This window comes from Neobacillus mesonae, assembly GCF_023715155.1.
Lineage (GTDB): Bacteria > Bacillota > Bacilli > Bacillales > Cytobacillaceae > Neobacillus > Neobacillus mesonae_A.
The window spans coordinates 1-18,838 of the sequence record NZ_JAMBNQ010000033.1 but is presented as its reverse complement, the minus strand read 5'-3'; the positions used below and the strand labels follow the sequence as shown (position 1 = coordinate 18,838).

The 18,838-nt window shown below is 39.6% G+C and carries 18 protein-coding genes; 8 read left to right on the top strand and 10 right to left on the bottom strand.

From position 1 onward, the window contains the following. Nucleotides 1-825: 825 nt before the first annotated feature. Nucleotides 826-1,146 (top strand): hypothetical protein, encoded by a 321-nt coding sequence (locus M3183_RS20485; RefSeq protein WP_251472547.1) that lies wholly within the window; start codon nucleotides 826-828, stop codon nucleotides 1,144-1,146. A gap of 758 nt (nucleotides 1,147-1,904) precedes the next feature. Here the strand turns inward: M3183_RS20485 and rlmD are convergent. Beyond that, nucleotides 1,905-3,278: a 23S rRNA (uracil(1939)-C(5))-methyltransferase RlmD gene (gene rlmD / locus M3183_RS20480; protein ID WP_251472546.1), complete on the bottom strand. Its 1,374-nt coding sequence runs from the start codon at nucleotides 3,276-3,278 to the stop codon at nucleotides 1,905-1,907. Nucleotides 3,279-3,844: 566 nt separating this feature from the next. On the opposite strand from rlmD, the gene M3183_RS20475 reads away from it, so the two are divergent. Together M3183_RS20475 and M3183_RS20470 are read left to right on the top strand one after the other, a co-directional pair. Then, entirely contained in the window at nucleotides 3,845-4,165 is a 321-nt protein-coding gene (locus M3183_RS20475) for a hypothetical protein (RefSeq protein WP_251472544.1), read from the top strand. A 340-nt stretch (nucleotides 4,166-4,505) separates the two neighbouring features. Then, nucleotides 4,506-5,846 carry a sodium-dependent transporter gene (locus tag M3183_RS20470; protein WP_251472542.1) on the top strand — a complete coding sequence of 447 codons (1,341 nt, stop codon included), beginning with the start codon at nucleotides 4,506-4,508 and terminating at the stop codon, nucleotides 5,844-5,846. 186 nt (nucleotides 5,847-6,032) lie between these two features. On the opposite strand, the gene M3183_RS20465 is transcribed toward M3183_RS20470, so the two are convergent. The 8 genes from M3183_RS20465 to M3183_RS20430 all read right to left on the bottom strand — a co-directional run bounded on the left by M3183_RS20465 (nucleotide 6,033) and on the right by M3183_RS20430 (nucleotide 13,952). Beyond that, nucleotides 6,033-7,010 carry a 2-hydroxyacid dehydrogenase gene (locus tag M3183_RS20465; RefSeq protein ID WP_251472540.1) on the bottom strand — a complete coding sequence of 326 codons (978 nt, stop codon included), beginning with the start codon at nucleotides 7,008-7,010 and terminating at the stop codon, nucleotides 6,033-6,035. 298 nt (nucleotides 7,011-7,308) lie between these two features. Then, nucleotides 7,309-8,784, bottom strand: a complete 1,476-nt coding sequence (locus tag M3183_RS20460; RefSeq protein ID WP_251472539.1) for a nicotinate phosphoribosyltransferase — start codon at nucleotides 8,782-8,784, stop codon at nucleotides 7,309-7,311. A gap of 310 nt (nucleotides 8,785-9,094) precedes the next feature. Continuing rightward, nucleotides 9,095-9,640 (bottom strand): cysteine hydrolase family protein, encoded by a 546-nt coding sequence (locus M3183_RS20455; protein ID WP_251472537.1) that lies wholly within the window; start codon nucleotides 9,638-9,640, stop codon nucleotides 9,095-9,097. Nucleotides 9,641-9,758: 118 nt separating this feature from the next. Beyond that, complete coding sequence (locus tag M3183_RS20450) at nucleotides 9,759-10,700, bottom strand: diacylglycerol kinase (protein ID WP_251472535.1); 942 nt, start codon at nucleotides 10,698-10,700, stop codon at nucleotides 9,759-9,761. Between the two features lie 146 nt (nucleotides 10,701-10,846). After that, nucleotides 10,847-11,611: a hypothetical protein gene (locus tag M3183_RS20445; protein WP_251472533.1), complete on the bottom strand. Its 765-nt coding sequence runs from the start codon at nucleotides 11,609-11,611 to the stop codon at nucleotides 10,847-10,849. Nucleotides 11,612-11,851: 240 nt separating this feature from the next. Next, nucleotides 11,852-12,928, bottom strand: coding sequence for a hypothetical protein (locus M3183_RS20440; protein ID WP_251472532.1), 1,077 nt, complete (start codon nucleotides 12,926-12,928; stop codon nucleotides 11,852-11,854). After that, nucleotides 12,925-13,422 carry an anti-sigma factor gene (locus M3183_RS20435; protein WP_251472531.1) on the bottom strand — a complete coding sequence of 166 codons (498 nt, stop codon included), beginning with the start codon at nucleotides 13,420-13,422 and terminating at the stop codon, nucleotides 12,925-12,927. The genes M3183_RS20440 and M3183_RS20435 overlap by 4 nt, the downstream gene beginning before the upstream one ends. Further along, nucleotides 13,419-13,952 carry an RNA polymerase sigma factor gene (locus M3183_RS20430; RefSeq protein WP_251472530.1) on the bottom strand — a complete coding sequence of 178 codons (534 nt, stop codon included), beginning with the start codon at nucleotides 13,950-13,952 and terminating at the stop codon, nucleotides 13,419-13,421. Before M3183_RS20430 ends, M3183_RS20435 begins: the two co-directional genes overlap by 4 nt. 448 nt (nucleotides 13,953-14,400) lie before the next feature. Here M3183_RS20430 and ehuB point away from each other — a divergent pair, with 448 nt between their 5' ends. The 5 genes from ehuB (at nucleotide 14,401) to plsY (ending at nucleotide 18,418) form a co-directional block, all read left to right on the top strand. Further along, nucleotides 14,401-15,270, top strand: coding sequence for an ectoine/hydroxyectoine ABC transporter substrate-binding protein EhuB (gene ehuB / locus M3183_RS20425; protein WP_251472529.1), 870 nt, complete (start codon nucleotides 14,401-14,403; stop codon nucleotides 15,268-15,270). An 81-nt stretch (nucleotides 15,271-15,351) separates the two neighbouring features. Further along, nucleotides 15,352-16,008, top strand: a complete 657-nt coding sequence (gene ehuC / locus M3183_RS20420; RefSeq protein ID WP_251472592.1) for an ectoine/hydroxyectoine ABC transporter permease subunit EhuC — start codon at nucleotides 15,352-15,354, stop codon at nucleotides 16,006-16,008. Next, nucleotides 16,005-16,718, top strand: coding sequence for an ectoine/hydroxyectoine ABC transporter permease subunit EhuD (ehuD, locus tag M3183_RS20415; RefSeq protein ID WP_251472528.1), 714 nt, complete (start codon nucleotides 16,005-16,007; stop codon nucleotides 16,716-16,718). The genes ehuC and ehuD overlap by 4 nt, the downstream gene beginning before the upstream one ends. Before the next feature lie 62 nt (nucleotides 16,719-16,780). Then, the gene (gene ehuA / locus M3183_RS20410; RefSeq protein ID WP_251472591.1) at nucleotides 16,781-17,560 is read left to right on the top strand and encodes an ectoine/hydroxyectoine ABC transporter ATP-binding protein EhuA; all 780 of its coding nucleotides are present in this window, start codon (nucleotides 16,781-16,783) and stop codon (nucleotides 17,558-17,560) included. 231 nt (nucleotides 17,561-17,791) lie between these two features. After that, nucleotides 17,792-18,418 (top strand): glycerol-3-phosphate 1-O-acyltransferase PlsY, encoded by a 627-nt coding sequence (gene plsY, locus M3183_RS20405; RefSeq protein ID WP_251472527.1) that lies wholly within the window; start codon nucleotides 17,792-17,794, stop codon nucleotides 18,416-18,418. A gap of 90 nt (nucleotides 18,419-18,508) precedes the next feature. On the opposite strand, the gene M3183_RS20400 is transcribed toward plsY, so the two are convergent. Further along, complete coding sequence (locus tag M3183_RS20400; RefSeq protein ID WP_251472526.1) at nucleotides 18,509-18,757, bottom strand: hypothetical protein; 249 nt, start codon at nucleotides 18,755-18,757, stop codon at nucleotides 18,509-18,511. Nucleotides 18,758-18,838 lie beyond the last annotated feature (81 nt).

Below are 18,838 nucleotides of genomic sequence, written 5' to 3'. Positions count from 1 at the left end.
AGTACGCATTACATACAGTGTGATCCATCAAACAAATCTTCCTAAGTAATTTAGGAGGGGGTTTCTTTTTTCTCCGTCCATTTATTTCTTTAGTTAGTATCCCCATTATCAATTACTTTGAACATCAGGTACAAACAATCCCTATCTCCATTTACCTCATTTATGAAAATCCAAGTCCATCTACTATGTCCCCAATCGAATAATTAACCTTCCCACGCCCCTCCTTCCTCACATCACCCTCAAGCCCTTCTCTCCCAAGGGCTCACGCCCCCTTCACATTACCTTCCATTTTCTGTTATAGAATAATTACGTTCCCGCCTTTTTCCCGATTTTCGCCCAAAATTGTACCGATTTCGCAATGATTTTTATAAAAAAATTTCGTTCCTTTTCGAATAAATACGGAGTAGATGGTGAGGGGCCATTTGATTTAAAACGTGTGAAAAAAACACTAGAAAGGATACCGATTCAATAGCGTGAGGAAACCAACTGAAAAAGAACTTGAGTTGGACTAAACCCTTGCTGAACAAAGGATTGGAGGAATATAGAATTAAAAAAACGATTGGATTCGGATTGAATTTTGATTGAAAATGGGATTGGACTACAATTGGAACCCCAACGAATTTTACACAAAAAAACCGAAGGTCTGCCGGGAAAAATACCGGAAAAACCTTCGGATAAGGAACAGGCTCCCCATACCAAGCAAATAATATCAAATTTACAGTCAAACTCTTTGAGCTAGAACCAGCTCGAACTTTTTTTAGTATTGATATAAATCTCAACACGATATGATGATAATGAATAAAAAATGAAAGGAATGTTGTGAATATGACAACTTTATATCGAATCAATGTGTTCGAAGACGAATTCCATTCCAAAGTAGTAACAAGGGTTAAATACAATGAAATCCTTGATTATTGGGATGGTCACAATTGGACAAATGGTGGAGTAGGAAGGCATTTGGGTATCACTAAGCTAAAAGATGGCAGGTATGTACTTATTTACGGTACACAATGGCAAGGAGAAAAAGATTATGGGAGGGTTGTTTCGCCAAAGGAAGCCTTACATGAGATATTAAAGTCTCACAATACAGAGCTTTTGACTCTGAAAAAGTTTAAGGATTTGAAAACTTTAGCAGAAGAAAAATAGATTATCGGTGACATTGAATACGAAAGGAAATAAAAGACCTAAAGGAGAACATTCTCCTTTTTATTACTTGAATCTATAAAACTGAGTTAAGATTGAGTACGTAATGCTCTACTGCACTCTTTTCTCTATTTTCCATATTATAGATGAAATATTACAAACCAAACTAAATTCTTCTTTCCTCCTATGTATAACAAAATTAAACCCTTCTCAAATCCCCCACCTCAAACCCGTATTCTTCCGTTCGAGTTAAAATAAAAATTTCCGACTGAACCCCTATTTTGGAACTTTTTCGATTCAAAAATGACCATTTTTCCCGCTTTTTCCAACTATTTTTTCACCTTTTTTCATTAGTTAAAATAGAAATCTCCGATTTTGGAAGAAGGATAAACGGAGAGAAGAATAAGGGAATAAAGAAAAACATTGAGAAAAGAAGGAATTAGACCTTCGGTCTCTTATTGAATAAATACTTGAGTGAAATATTGAAAAAAGCCTGAATTGGTAAGGGTTCAAGCATGATTAAGCTAGGATAAAACTATTGAGTTATTATTGATTTCCTATTGAATTATAACAGAAAAAAGCCCGGGTTCCTAATGAGGAAAAACCGGGATGATATTGAATCAGAACAGGAAATCGGAAATGTTTATTTTCACGAAAATCGAGTCTGAATCGGAAGTGTTTATTATTGTTCGGAAGAGTTTATTATTGTTTTACAGCTGGAATCGAAAATGTTTTTTTGATTCGAGGAGTCTATTATTGGGTTACAAATTTAAAATAATCTTCGCTACCGCTTCCACATGTGTTGTCATCGGAAACATATCCACCGGCTGGACCTCTAGTGTTTTGTAGCCGCCATCTTCCAATATTCTTAAATCGCGTGCCAATGTTGCCGGATTACAGGATACATACACAACCTTTTTCGGTTTCATATCAATGATTGTCTTCAGCAGTGCTTCGTCACAGCCTTTACGCGGCGGGTCTACAACCAAAACATCGGCGGCATTTCCTTCCTGATACCACTTCGGTATGACGACCTCCGCTTCCCCGTCAGCAAACTCTACATTTTCCATTTCATTAAGCTCGGCATTCCTTCGTGCATCTTCAATCGCATCCGGCACAACTTCCACACCGAAAACATTCTTTGCTTTTTGCGCTAAAAACAAAGTTATCGTTCCAATACCGCAATACGCATCAATTACACTTTCCTCGCCTTTTAAGTCTGCATATTCCAGTGCCTTGTCATAAAGTACCTTCGTTTGGACAGGATTAACCTGGTAAAAAGACAAGGCCGAAATCGCAAATTTCACATTTCCAATATAGTCATAGATCACTTCACTGCCCCATAGGACCGTTGTTTTTTTACCAAGGATCACATTCGTCCGTTTGGAATTTATATTATGAACGATTGATTTAACCTTTGGAAGCCGAACTGTGATTTCCTCTACCAGCTTATTCTTTTGCGGGATATCCTTTGTCCTGGTGATGATCACCACCATGAGTTCACTTGTCTGCTTTCCATACCGGGCCATAATATGGCGCACGACCCCGCTATGAGTTTCCTCTTGATATGCGGGAATCCCAAGTTTACTGCAAATCTCTTTTACCGTTTGAACAGCCTCATTCACTTCTGGAAGCTGGATTAGGCTTTCATCCGTATCAACGATTTCATGACTTCTAGGTTTAAAAAAGCCGGCAATAAGCTTTCCGTCTTGCTCACCAACAGGAACCTGGGCCTTGTTGCGGTAATATAACGGGTTTTCCATTCCTAAAATTGGGTGTATAGTCACATTCTCCAGCTTGCCAATACGGTTTAGCACCTGCCGCACCTGGTTTTCTTTATACTTTAGTTGACCTTCATAACTGATATGCTCCAGCTGGCAGCCGCCATATTTATGCTTTTCACTTACAGGAATATCAACCCGGTATGGGCTTTTTTCATACAGTTCAATTAACCGTCCGACACCATAGCTTTTTCCTGTTTTAATGACTTTGACCTTTGCTTTTTCACCCGGCAGGCCGTTCGCAACAAATAAAGGATAGCCGTCAACCTTTGCCACCCCTGCCCCGTCATGGGTTAAATCTTCAAATACTACATCTATATAATCATTTTTATTAATCGGCAATGTTCTGCTCATTTATTTCTTCCTTTTCACATTATGTTTGCATGGATTTCGCAGCTGTGCGGTTTTTAAATGGCGGATAGTTTACTTCAATTAGCGAATAGCTTACTCTAATTAGCGGATAACACCCTTCTATTAGCGCTTGCCCTTTATTTTGTCGGATTACTACCCTCAATTAACGCATAGCTTACTCTAATTAGCGGATAACACCCTTCTATTAACGCTTGCCCTTTATTTTGTCGGATAACTACCCTCAATTAGCGCAAAGCTTACTCTAATTAGCGGATGAAACCACCCTAAATTAGCGCCTTCTCTCTTAATGCGTGCAGAATTCAAAATAATACCTCATATTGCAGGCAATCCTCCGCCGTCGGATAACCGCTAAATTTGTAAAATAGACCCTTTCAAACCAATCCGCTGACTAGCAAAATTGTAACACAAAGGCCTTCAGATTGCGAAGACGGCTGCCAAATAACAAAATTCCGCTCAAAATAGGCGAGAAATTTGTCAGAATATTTTTGTTTTCAAATATAATAAAATTGTATAAGATTATTACTAAACCCTATAGAAAGGAGTGGATAATGATGAGGATACCTAAAACCTTAGCTATCAGTTTGCTCCTGACGTTTCTTGCCTTCAGTATTTACCATATACCTAAGGCACCACCAAACCAGGATCCGGACAGCAAGACTTCCATCTTTTTTAATGATTGGAAGGTAAAGGCGCAATGGGATGATGAAAAGAAACCCATCAATCTGCCGAACTTCTTTGTAATCTTTTTCATCTTATCCACAATCCGAATCACAGTAACTGCCATTTCTACAAACTTTAAACGTGATACCTCCTTTCTAATCCCAATCTTTCATCAATCGAATTACTTAATCCATACTCCTAAGTTATAAAAGTAAAACATAACAAGGGAGGACGAAAATATGTGGATTCGTTACTTAATAATTGGATTTTTTTCCTTATCAGCTGTAAGCATGCTTACCTTTCAAGGAATTGAAATCTTCCACGCCTTCATGGATTACTTTAGACAAAAATAAGAATTCAAAAGCAGGAACGAAAAGTGGTTCCTGCTTTTTTGTTGTATAGAAAAGTTAGACAATATGAACATTTTAAGTTATTCTACTATTATATTCAGATTTTATCTAATGAGATTGAATGCTGTTAAAATAAGCCTTCCATACAATACAGGGAGGCTTTTATTATTCAGAAATATTATTAGAAAGGAATAAATCATTGAAAAATCAGGAACAGTGGTCATCAAAGATTGGATTTATTTTAGCTGCAGGAGGGTCTGCAATCGGACTTGGTGCAATATGGAAATTTCCCTATATCGCAGGAGTGAGCGGAGGCGGAGCCTTCTTTTTTATCTTTATTCTGTTTACCTTAATACTTGGGTTACCGCTTTTGATGGCCGAATTTGTGATTGGAAGAAGAACACAGAAGGATGCCGTTCAAGCATATAAAGCATTAGCGCCAGACTCAAAATGGCATTGGATTGGATATTTGGGAATGATCACTTGCTTTATACTGCTTTCATTTTACAGCGTGATTGGCGGCTGGATCATTATCTACATCTGGAAAGCTGTTACCGGGCAATTGAGCGGATTGAATCAAGCCGAGTTTCAGCAATTATTTGGTGAGACGATTGCAAATCCTGCCATTAGTATTGTGGTTCAGTTAATCTTTATTTTTCTTACTATCATCGTTGTGGCAAAAGGAATTCAAAAAGGGATTGAAAAAGCAAGCCAAATTATGATGCCGATTCTCTTCATCCTGTTTATTGCCCTTATAATTCGGTCTCTTTCATTAGATGGAGCGATGAAAGGTGTCACATTTTTATTTCAGCCCGATTTTCACAAAGTCACTGCGGAAACCATTCTTTTTGCATTGGGGCAGTCCTTTTTTGCGTTGAGTGTCGGGGTCTCCGTTATGGTCACCTACAGCTCATATTTGTCAAAAGCAGAAAACCTGTTCCGCTCGGCACTGTCGATCGTTGGAATGAATATTTTTATTATTATTCTCTCCGGCCTTGCCATTTTTCCAGCCGTTTTCTCATTCGGATTAAAGCCTGATGCCGGACCGGTACTATTATTTAATGTGCTGCCAAATGTATTTAATAAAATGGCCTTTGGCATGATTTTCTTTGTTGCTTTTTTGGTGCTCTTTTTATTTGCCGCATTGACTTCTGCTTTTTCAATGCTTGAAATTATAGTGTCTGTTATTTCCAAAGGAGATACTAAGAAACGGACAAAATGGTCATGGATTACCGGTATCGCGATTTTTATTTGTGGAATCCCTTCCGCCTTGTCTTATGGGGTCTTAAGTGATGTTACCATTTTCGGTAGAAGCATCTTTGATTCAGCAGATTATTTAGTCAGCAATGTCCTGATGCCGATTGGTTCCTTATTGATTGCGATCTTCGTCCCATTAAAAATTAAAAAATCGGCTTTATATGAAGAATTGTCGGCCGGCGGTGGTTTTTCATTAGGATTATTTCATCTATGGTTTTTCTTAATTCGCTATATAGCTCCGGTAGCCATTATTATTGTTTCTATTTATGTTATGAAAGGATAAATAAATAAAATCATTTTGAAAAAGGAAGGCTGGTCAATAGAATTATTATCTATATGACTTTTGTGCCTTCCTTTTTTTATGGACACGATAACCTAAAAAACACACGCCCAAAGCTAGTATCTTCTGGAATTTTACTAATGGTTTCTTTGCCTTTAAACTTTGCGCAAATTTTGGGGTGATGCCAATCTACTTTGCCCCTGCTTTACTATTAATTAAGTTAGGTGGAGTTTTCCCCTGTAATCCTGTAACCAAATTAACCGCTCCTAACATCGCCATTTTTAAACGAGTTTCGTAGGTAGCAGAGCCGATATGCGGCAAAGTCACCACATTTTTCATAGAAAGCAATGGGTTATCCGGCTGGACCGGCTCTTGAGAAAAGACATCTAGTCCCGCAGCAAGAATCTGACCAGTTTTTAGAGCATGGATTAAGGCTTCCTCATCCACGGTTTTCCCTCTTGAACCATTTACAAAAATGGCCGTCTCTTTCATTAACTCAAACTCTCTTTTTCCTATCATTTTTTCAGTCAAAGGTGTTAACGGTGTCATTAAACATACAAAATCAGATTGCTCTAGCAGTTTATCCAGCGAACAGTAAACTGCTCCAAAATCTTGTTCTGCTTTTTCATTCTTAGATCGGTTGTGATACAAAATTTGCATATCAAATCCCAAATGGGCTCTTTTGGCAATGGCAGTTCCAACCCCACCCATACCAATAATACCCAATACCTTATGGTGGACATCTACCCCAAACCATTCTTCCCCCAGAATTGACCCCCACTGGCCTTTCTTAACCCAATGATCCAATTCCGGCATTCTTCTAGCTGTAGATAAGAGCAAACCAAAAATAGTGTCTGCCACCGTGTCATTCAATACCTCCGGTGTATTCGTAGCCATAATTCCCCGTTCTGTCAATACTGCTATATCAAGATTATCGTAGCCGACAGAGGTATTTGATACTATCTTTAAATGAGGAGCTTGGTTTAATAAATCTTTATCTACTTTTAGCCCTGAACCCAATATTCCTTGAGCATCCTTCAATTCTTGAAGGAATTCAGGATAGGTTTCTGAATCTAATTTTTCAAAGTAAATAGCCTCGCATGTATCTTGAATAAAATCTAATACCTTCTTATCCACTTTCCTATAGACAATTACTTTCGGTTTCATTATTAATTCCTCTCTTTCAATAGAATAAGAATCAAATATATATAGTACACCCAGCTAATTAAGTTTCGAGGTCTATGCAAATCGCCTTCCACTATACCATACCATTACTCAGAAAAATCTGATAGTTAATTAAGGATTTGTGACTAACCTCCTGTAAGCATTGACTTCCTTACAAACAAGACCGAAAATAACAAAAAGGCACCCGATTAGCTCATACGAGTGCCTTTTGTCTACAATTTGATTTTATTGAGAATCTATATACCTCTTTCAAATAAACACATTCTTTTCATCAAGAACCTTATTTATAGTCTTCCTTTTTCATAGCAGCAACTTTCTCTTTGACTTCTTTAATATTTTTCATTTTATTATCCCAGCATGTTTTACTTAAGTCGACTGGGTAATCCTCCGGGTTCAGGATCCGTTTGTATTCTTCCCAAAGGTCAGCAAGATTTTGCTTTAAATAATCTCGTGATTCTTCCAAACATGGTATTTCGTAAACCATCTCCCCATTCACAAAAATATCATGATGGAGTTCCTTTGCCGTGAAATCCGTCACCACTTTGTTAATATAAGTATGGGTCGGATGGAACATTTTTAACTGTTTTTCAGGAAGCTTTTCCTCTTCCATCGTGATATAATCACCCTCGGCATGATTATTCTGATTATTGATAATCCGATAAATTCTTTTTAATCCCGGAGTGGTCACTTTACCTGGATTAGAGGAAATCTTGATGGTATCCTCCATTTTTCCCTCTGCATTTTCAATAGCAACAATTTTATATACCGCACCTAAGGCTGCCTGGTCATAGGCTGTGATCAGTTTTGTTCCAATTCCCCAGCTGTTAATCTTGGCTCCCTGTGCTTTTAAGTTAACGATTGTATACTCATCTAAATCGCTTGATGCAAAAATCTGTGCATCCTTAAAACCAGCTTCATCGAGCATTTTACGTGCTTCTTTTGAAAGATAGGCAAGGTCGCCGCTGTCCAAACGGATGCCGATAAAGTTAATTTTATCGCCTAATTCTTTCGCCACCTTAATGGCGTTCGGCACACCAAGACGAAGGGTATCATATGTATCGACTAAGAATACACAGTCTTTATGGGATTCTGCATATTTACGAAAAGCCGTATATTCATCCTTATAGGCCTGAACCATCGAATGGGCATGAGTCCCGGAGACAGGAATGCCAAACAGTTTTCCAGCTCTAACATTACTTGTTGAATCAAATCCGCCAAGATACGCTGCCCGTGTGCCCCAAATAGCTGCATCCATTTCCTGTGCACGTCTTGTCCCAAATTCTGCAGCTGGTTCATCTCCCACCACCTGCTTGATGCGGGATGCTTTTGTGGCAATTAATGTTTGATAATTCACAATGTTAAGCAAAGCAGTTTCAATTAACTGAGCTTCTGCTAACGGGGCGTCAACCCGCAAAAGCGGTTCATTGCCAAACACAAGTTCTCCCTCTCTCATGGCCCGGATTGTGCCTGTGAACCTTAAATCTTTAAGATAATCCAAAAAGTCTTCCTTATACCCAATTTCATTTTTCAAGTATTCCAAATCTTGCTCGCTAAACCGGAAATCTTGAATAAACTGAATAACCTTTTCAAGACCTGCAAACACAGCATACCCATTTCCAAACGGTAGTTTTCGAAAGTAAAGGTCAAAGACTGCACGTTTATTATGTATGCCATCCCTCCAATACGTCTCTGCCATATTAATTTGATACAGATCTGTATGTAGAGCGAAACTATCATCGTGGTAAATGTGCTTCATAATGTGTCCTCCAACTGCTATTACGGCTTTTTACTATTTTTACAATCATATCATTAATAAAGTGAAACTTCCATCAGCGGGGTTTTCTTCATCCCCCGCTGATGTTTAGTACAGTTTACTTAGTGCTATCACACAGATAAAGAGTCAGTGCAAACCCGATTGGCTTAATTAAACCTTTGTTTAAGCAGCGGCTAGTTTCGCTGTTTTTCCACGATAGGAACTTTACAGATAAAGTTGATCTTTCGCCAAGCTGCTTGATTTACTACTCATCTTGAGATGGAAGTATTACTGCCCAGTAAGCGGGATAATTCTATTTAACCACAGCTCCAAGTGTTTTTTCAAAATGCCCCAGTGCCCAATCGTGTCCTGCCTGATTAAAGGAAGCGACAGCATCTTTATAAACAACCATTTTAAATCCTTTGTTATATGCATCAACAGCCGTATGAAGGACACAGATATCAGTGCAAACGCCAGCTATGTGAACCTCAGTAATTCCCCGTTCACGCAGTTTCATTTCAAGATCTGTTCCAGCAAATGCAGAATATCTTGTTTTATCCATAAAAACGACATTGGCGCGGTGTTTGTTTTCCTCATAAACATTCTGAAGCGCCCCATATAAAAGCCTTCCGTCTGTTCCTCGCAGATTATGCGGCGGGAATAGTTTTGTCTCTGGATGGAATTCATCCCCTTTATCATGAACGTCAATGGCGAAGACCACATAATCACCGTTTTCGATAAACTCCTTTGTCAGAGCCGTGATTTTCCCTTCAATTTGCTGTCCAGGCTTCCCGCAGGTTAATGCGCCCGCATCTGCAACAAAATCATATGTGTAATCAACATTAATAAACGCCCTCATTCCTATGCCCCTTTTCAACTGTCTTTACTCTTGTCATTTATTATACATATAATTTGAAGGAATTTTCAATCAAATCCTTGTTATAAAAAAAGCCCGCCTTAGGAGCGAACCTTTTTAATTAACTATATCTTTTTCCAGGAACCCAATCAGTTGGACGGTCATTATCCCGAATGTTGGACAGTGGTACGAACACCTCTAAATGACGATAAAGGTTGGAAAATTCCGCCGGCAGCAATCCGCCAAATTCGCCGTCCAAGTTTAATTGAACCTTTGAATTGGATTGCACTTTAATGTGGTTTGCCTGTGTATAAATGACACTAGGGTCATTCACATGCTCACCGCGGATAGCTAAAGTGGCGATGCGGACAAATTCAGCCAGATTTACTTTTTTTAATATCAGCAAAGAAAACAATCCATCATTAATGGAAGAATCCGGTGCGAGCCGTTCAAAACCGCCGATTGAATTCGTCAGTCCGACAAGAAACATCATGGCTTCTCCGTCAAAAAGCTTTCCATCATATTCAATCCGCAAATCAGATGCTTTAATGGAAGGCAGCATCTCCATTCCCTTTAAATAATATGCAAGCTGGCCAAGCATAGTCTTTAACCGGCTTGGTACTTCATATGTAAGTTCTGTAATCCTTCCGCCGCCGGCAATATTAATAAAATATTTATCATTAATACGGCCAATGTCAACAGGAATTAACTCCCCTTTGGTGATGATGTCTACAGCTGAAGCCACATCCCTCGGAATATGCAGGGCTCTGGCAAAATCATTAGTCGTACCAGATGGGATAATTCCTAACCTTGGACGGTACTCTTGCTCAGCAAGGCCGTTTACTACTTCATTAATCGTTCCATCACCGCCCGCAGCAATGACAACATCATATTGGCGCTCTACAGCAATTCTCGCCGCTTTCGTAGCATCGCCTGCACCGGTCGTTGCATGGCAGGATGCCTCATAACCGGCAATCTCAAGCTTCTCCAGGATTTCTGGCAAATGGCGTTTAATCAATTCACGTCCTGAAGTTGGATTGTATATCAGTCTTGCTCTTTTCATAAGTTCATCCACCTATTTTAAAAATCAACACGTCTTTCAGTCAATTCAATATTTTACCAATTAACAATTGCAGTTTCAAATAATTCGTCAGTTAAAGTCCATTTACTATCATAACCTTTTTTACGTTTTTTGCAAAAAAAGCGTTATTATTCTCCTGTTAAGAGGCTAACTTGATAGCAACTGACTATATTAATATGGTATTGACCTGTCCCAATTTGATATAGAGCATCCTTTTCGCCAGATGGATTCTGATTCTGTTCTTTCTCCTTTTTTATAACCTGCCATTCTCTCCCTGACAGTTCCTCGACACCTTTCGCATCAATCTTTAAATTCTTGCTTTCTGAAGAATGAACCGTTACAGCTGAGGCCATTTCAACCGACCAATTATTTTTAAGTGATCGCGGCTTCAAAGTGAGTGAGTCATTTTCTCCCGCTGCCTCAAGTTCTACATCGTTTGGAATAAGAATTGTCACAGCGGCGGCTCCTTGTGTATGGAATGGGCCTGCATCATTCGGCAGCATCTTCAAATCAATATAAAGGGTGTCTCCTATTTGATTTGCCATAAGATAATCATCTACGTTCATAAGCTGCTTTTCCCTTTTTTTCGTTTGAACCCTGTAGGTCCCAAATACGGAAATCTCATCAGTACTGGTTGATTCAATCGTTGCATCATAGCCTGCGTTTCTTACTACCACTCGTTTAATGCGGGTATCCATATCATAAGAGAAAACAGGCAGATCAAATGAACGCTCTTCCCGTGCAGCGACCTCCTCCACTTTTCCCAGTAAACCAGTTGAATTCAGAACAGCAAAGGCTATTGCCAGTGTTCCAATCATTGCTGTGAAAAAGATGCTTAAAAAGTCATATCTTAGAACCAGCTTTTCCTGCCTCCCAAGAAATAAATAAAGCAAAATTTCAATTCCAAGAACAATCTAGATAATCGGCCACCATGCTGTCATCACTTGAAACAAATTCATTTCCAAAAACCTTGATAGGAAAAGAAAAAGGCCAAGCATAACAAGCAAGGCCCCACCTGAAAACGTACCAACCCTCCATGTCCTCATGCATTTATACCCGCTTCCCTTTTCTTATAAAGAAAGGCGGCTCCAGCTGCAATCACAAGCATACCTGCAAGCCACCTCTCCACTTTCTCATGATTTCTTCTCCTCCCTTTTATGTTTACTGCCTGATAAAAGCTTAATTCCGCTGCCTATTAACAGCAGACAAACAACGCCGGTTTGGATGTAATCCTGAATCCAAAACATCATTTGATCATTAAATATTCTTGTTAACATTGGACGGAATGCAGGCAAGAGGACATTCATTGCTAAATAGTAAAGGCCCATTAAAATCAGCCCGATTCCAACCCACTTTTGATGGTTCAAGAAATAGTTAATAATCGGAATATCCTCCATCTCATCCTCACCATATCTGGATACCTTTTGCAATCCATCAAAGAAGCTGTAAAACCATATAATCGGGATGAGAAAAAGGAAGATACCCAGCCTTAGCACATCTAAGATATATACTGATAGCAAGAATGCCGCCATCAACTGAATACCGCGGCGCTGCAGTCCTAAATACAAATGCCCTGCACCTGGAAAAATAGAAAGGAATGTCGCTATCGCTTTGCTTTTTTTACCGTCTTCACGGCGTGTATCGAAGTCTTCATAAATCGTTTTATCCACAAGTTCCTCTCCGCGCTGTTTCTTATTCACCTGCTGAACGGCATCGAAAAAGCCGTACACCCAGATAATTGGCAGACCAGCAAGGAATACGAGGAACTCACCGCGATTGGAAAGTACTGCAACAAAGATAACCATAGCACCAAGTCCTAAGAAGGTTGCCAGCAGTGTAAGACCGCGGTTCATAAGCCCAAGCTGAAAATGCCCAAGGCCTGGAATAAAGGAAAGGACAATGGTATAAAACCGTTCCGAATCCTGTGCAGCCTTGGACTGCTGGTCATCTGAGTCCACAGCCGCAAGTGCTTTCTTATGTTTTGAGATCTGGACACCCATATCGATGAAACTGACCAAATAAATGAAAATACCCGCCATGAAAGTAAAAATACTGAATTCCTCATTATTTGTCAGTATACTGATGACTGTGACAAACGCCAGGCCAACCACGGCCAGTGAGTAAAGCACACCGCGTACTACGCCGCCAAAATAGATATGACCCAATCCTGGAAACAGCGATAGTGTTAATGCCTTCGTTGAATTTTTCATTTCTTAATTGCCTCCTTTTTCTCTAACGCATCCATCCATGCAAATGTCTTATTCATAACACCTTCCGTCACCGAAGGCTTCCCCTCCTGCACACGGTGTGTGTCCATTACGTTCGCATATTTCGTAAGAGTATGAAACGCACCAGTAAACATTAAGAACAACGTTGCAGCCACTGCAAGCAAATAATGGAAGGAAACTCGCTGATAAAATGGCTTTTTCTGTATTTTAGTATCAGGCACTATTTCCAAATTACCTGCGTTGTTTTGCGTGTCAGACACCTCAGGTTGCTTCGTAACAGCTGCCATCACGAGGTCAGTGAAGCTGCTTTCATTTGAAAGTGCCGGAAGCGATGATTCATTTTCTGCTATGGCTTGCAAATAATATCCCAAACATTGGTCACACGTGTATAAATGGGTTTCAAGTTCTTCACGTTTAGTGCTGCCAAGTTCGTTTCTTACATATTTCTGCCATTCAGCGTAAGCGTAATGCGTCATGAAAAATCGTCCTCCTTCCAGTTCTTCTTCATCCAATTACGTGCCCGGTAGAGCTTTGTTTCGATTGTTTTTACATGAACATTTTGTTCTTCTGCCAATTGCTGATAACTTTTTTCTTCTATATAAAATCCGAAAATGACTTCGCGGTAATTGTCCGGCAGCTCACCTAGTCTTTTTCTGACAAGCCTGCGCCGGTCATTTTCGATAATCTTCTTTTCAACACTATCTGGCGGGGATCCAAGGGCTTGATCTTCTAATTCCTCGACTATTTCTATTTTTCTTCCAGTCTTTTTTCGCTGGATATCAATGGCATGATTCACTGCAATCCTTGTCATCCATGTTTTAAATCCTTGGTTTTCATATTGGGAGAGAGAGGTATAAATTTTTATAAACACTTCTTGTGCCGCATCTTCTGCTTCTTTTTGGTCCCGAAGTACAGCAAAAGCGATCCGAAACACATCATTCCGATACTTCTCGACCAAAAGACGGAAAGCATGGTCATTACCTTCCAGCACTTTTTCAATTAACACATTGTCAGTTATGGTTCTCTCCCCCCTTTCACTTTATCTGTCACCTTAATAGACGAAATGAGTTTATAAGAACCCTACACTTTTTATAAAATTTTTTTCAAACTTTTATCGAATTACCGTTTAAATTTCTCATAATCCCCTAAAAACCATTGGTTTTTCGCCGTTTCTAAGGTCTTCTCTAAGTCTTTTGAATCATCTTTAATTTTGGGTAAAATTGACGAAATATACAGAGTATTCTAGAGCATTTTGGAGTATCAGGAAGGATTTTTAAGACTGTAAGCGCTCTTTATACGAGAGATAGTGAGAGAATGGCTCACCCCAATTAATCCATTGATTTCCCATTTGTCTGAATATTTCCTATCCAGTACAATAAAATATGTACCCTTTAACCCAGTTTTCTTCCATTTTTTCAATCAAAGACTATACCAGAATATTGAGGGGGATTGATTTGAGGAAAATAAAAACAATTATGATATGTTGTCTTTCAGTCATATTGCTTGCCGCATGTTCAGTTACAACTTCAGGGGATAAGGATATGTCGACCCTTGAAAAGGCTAAAAAGGAAGGGAAAATTGTCGTTGGCTTCGCCGGCGAAAAACCATATGCGTACGAAGATGAAAACGGAAAGCTGACTGGAGAAGCTGTTGAAGTTGCCCGTACCATCTTTAAGAAAATGGGTATTGAAGAAATGGAAGGAAAGTTAACGAAATTTAGCTCCCTTATACCGGGGCTGAAAGCTGGGAAATTTGATGTTATTACTGCCGGAATGTATATAACACCAGAACGATGTGAACAAGTTGATTTTGCCGAGCCTGATTACACAATCGGCGAAGGGCTTGCCGTTCAAAAAGGGAATCCTAAAAATATCCACAGTTATAAAGACATTGCCAAAAATCCTGACATGAAGGTATCCGTCATGAACGGAGCCATTGAAATCAAATACTTAGAGGCTGCCGGTGTAAAGAAAAGCCAAATGGAATTTGTTACTGATATTCCGTCTAACATCACCGCGCTGGAGTCAAAACGGGTGGATGCAATCACAATGACAGGACCGACATTAAATTCTGCTCTTGAAACAGCTAATGCAAAAAATATTGAGGTTGTTGAAGACTTCACCCAGCCTGTTGTCGATGGTGAAAGTATTCGCGGATATGGAGCGGCTGCTTTTAAACTAGGTGATGATGAAATCGTGCAGGCTTATAATAAGGAACTGAAAAAATTAAAAGAGTCCGGAGAACTTTTGGACATTATCAGTAAATTTGGTTTTACAGAATCAGAAATACCTGGTGATGTTACGGCCAAAGAACTTTGCCAGTAATCACTTGGAAAATGAAAGGCACTCCGAATTAGAGTGTCTTTTCTTGTAATCTTAACATCTATCATTATGGAGGGATAAACCATCACTGCTTATTTAGATATCTTTTCAAAACTTCTGCCAGGGGCACTCGTCACCATTGAGATTTTAGCTGTCTCCGCAGCGTTAGCCTTTGTGATTGCGATAATTGCCGGGCTTGGCCGCGTTTCGAAATTCACTTTTATCCGTAAAGTGTCAGCCGTTTATGTAGAACTATTTAGAGGTACCTCCCTGCTGGTGCAGCTGTTTTGGGTTTTCTTTGCCCTGCCAGCCTTTGGCATTCAATTTACTGCTTTTCTTGCCAGTGTTGTTGCCCTTGGACTTAATTATGGCGCCTATGGATCTGAAGTAGTCCGCAGTGCCATCTTAGCGATACCAAAGGGTCAGACCGAGGCATCCATTGCCTTAAATATGACTAATTTTCAACGCATGAGACTAGTCATTCTCCCACAAGCCTTTCGAATGATGCTTCCTGGCTTCGGAAATATTTCCATCGAGTTGTTAAAAGGAACATCACTAGTTTCCTTGATTACTTTGACCGATTTAACTTACAAGGGATTAATCCTGCAAAATGCAAACATCAGTTATACGATGCCTGTTTTTACGACCCTTTTAATCGTTTATTTCATTATTGCTCTGCCTTTGATTTTTACTGCTAAGAAATTAGAAAAACGTTATGCGAAAGGGGTGGCAAACGTATGACTTGGGATTGGAAATTTGCCATTGATATTTTTCCTGACATTTTTGGAGCCATTTGGCTTGTTATTGCCATTACATTCGGAGCCTTTTTTGTCGCGTTAATTTTGGGTTTGGTTTTAATGTTTGCAAGAAGGTCGAGCTTTAAACCGTTATCATGGCTAATAACTGCCTTTATTGAATTTGTGCGGAGTACTCCCCCGCTCGTTCAATTATTCTTTGTCTATTTTGCACTCCCTGCCATTGGGATTTCCATTAATAAGTATGCAGCCGGAATCCTAACATTAGGAATCCACTACAGCACCTATATTTCCGAAGTATATCGTTCAGGAATTGAGGCCATTCCAAAAGGCCAATGGGAAGCCGCAAAAGCAATGAACTTTTCAAAAAGGCAGACTTGGTTCCGAGTTATTTTACCACAGGCCATTCCACCTGTGATTCCAATGCTGGGAAACTATTTACTCGTATTATTTAAAGAAACACCTATTTTAATGGCCATTGGTGTCGGGGAATTCCTGCAAAAAGCCCAGCTCATTGGGTCTGAAAGCTTTAAATATTTAGAACCAATTACCATTGTCGGATTATTATTCTTACTGCTAAGCTATCCTTCCGCACTCCTTATTAATAAACTGGAGAAGCGGGCAAAGCTGGCATTTACTCCAAAGAAAAAACAGCGGGTAAACAAGAAGCTTCGAGTAAGATCAGAGATTCAATAAAACGAAAGGATGAGAAGATGAGTATACCAGAAAGAAAACTAACTACTTCCAATATATATCCAATGAAAAGCAAAAAGCCGATTGCATCCTATGAAAATATTAAAAAGACATATGGAGACGCAGAAGTGTTAAAAGGGGTAGATTTAAATATTGCCCCTGGTGAAAAAGTTGCTCTAATCGGTCCAAGCGGTTCCGGAAAGACCACCATTATCCGCATGCTGATGACATTGGAACAACCTGATTCCGGTATGATTAAAGTAGAAGGAAAGCCTTTATGGTATAAAGAAGTAAACGGTAAATTGGCGCCGGCTGACGAAAAGCATTTACGTGAAATGCGAAAAAATATTGGCATGGTGTTCCAACATTTCAATCTCTTCCCACATATGACCATCTTACGAAATGTAACAGAGGCTCCAGTTCATGTCCTGGGCTTATCAAAAGAGGAAGCCCATAGGCGTGCTGTTGATATGCTTGAAAAAGTCGGCCTTGGCGACAAACTGGATGCATATCCTTCCCAGCTTTCCGGCGGACAAAAGCAGCGGGTTGCTATTGCAAGAGCCGTCGTGATGCAGCCAAAGGTTATGCTGTTTGATGAGGTCACCTCCGCCCTTGACCCAGAGCTGGTAGGCGAAGTCCTCCAGGTAATCAAAGACCTTGCAAAAGAAACAGATATGGCTATGATTTTAGTTACCCATGAAATGGATTTTGCGCGTGACGTCGCCGACAGGGTGATCTTTTTACATGATGGAAAAATTGAAGAAGAAGGAACACCAAAGGAAATTTTTGAGAATCCGAAGAGTGAAAGATTGCGGACCTTCTTGAGCCGTTTCTTGAAAGGGTAATAGAATGGAGAGGACAATCATTTGTCCTCTTTTTTCATTTGTCCTTGACATGGGTGCCAGTTTAATTTGTTCTTTCCTTTTCATTTTACATGCTGGGCACAAACATAATTTTTCATGAGTAATGCTTAGTGCCTCTTTTTATTTTGTAATTCGTGAAATTCCAACAAAATCCTGCCAATTGTACATGATACAATCACACTATAAATTTACTAAATAAGGGAATGATTGGGTATGTCCTGGCTTCTGCTTTTTGTTGCCTATTTAATAGGAAGCATTCCTACCGCCCTAATTGTTGGCAAATGGCTATTTGGGGTTGATATTCGTGAACATGGCAGTAAAAACCCTGGGGCGACCAACACTCTCCGGGTTCTCGGAAAAAAGTCAGCTATCTTTGTTCTGCTGGTTGATCTAGGTAAAGGTTCCTTAGCTGGATCATTGCCGCTCTATTTTCAGCTTGAAGCAGAACCACTGTACTTTGGTTTAGCCGCTGTTGCTGGTCATTGCTTTCCCGTATTCGCTGGCTTTAGAGGCGGAAAAGCTATCGCTACTACTGCAGGGGCATTATTAGTTGCCAACCTTTCACTCCTCATCATTGCTTATGTTGCGTTCTTTATCGTTATTTTTCTCACAAAATATGTATTCCTAGGTTCCATTTCTGTTGGATTCAGTATGCTTGCCTACGATATCCTTTCAGCAAAGCTTGATTTTGAACTAATTTTTTTATTATTTTCTGTTCTTTTAATTTTCCTTCACCGCTCAAACATCCGTAACTTTATCCTCGGAATCGAACCGAAAATCAATGATAAAAATTTAAAAAACGATCGAATCCCTCCAAAGGGAGGCGGATTTAAGATGTAGAAATTAAGGGGGCCATCATGAATGTGATGTGCCCCCTTTTTTAATATGATTAGTTTTTTGGATTTCCTGAAATTTTACTAGTCATTTGCCCTATGAAAGACCGATTTCCTTGGTTGCCCTGTGATTTTGTCTTTCATCTTGCTTATGATGGACAGGTTTCTTAGTTTGACGGTCATTTTGTCTTTCATCACACCTATGAAAGACTGGTTTCCTTGGTTTGCCGGTCATTTTGTCCTTCATCGCACCTATGAAAGACAGATTTCCTAGTTTGCCGGTCATTTTGTCTTTCATCAAGTCAAGTCCTAGTTTTTGTGTAAAATCACTGGCAAGTGCTTTCATCCTATACCCTTTCATTTTTTTTGCGAAACTTCCATGGATTTTAAACTTCATATCCGGAAAGGGATGTCAAATGGTTTTCAA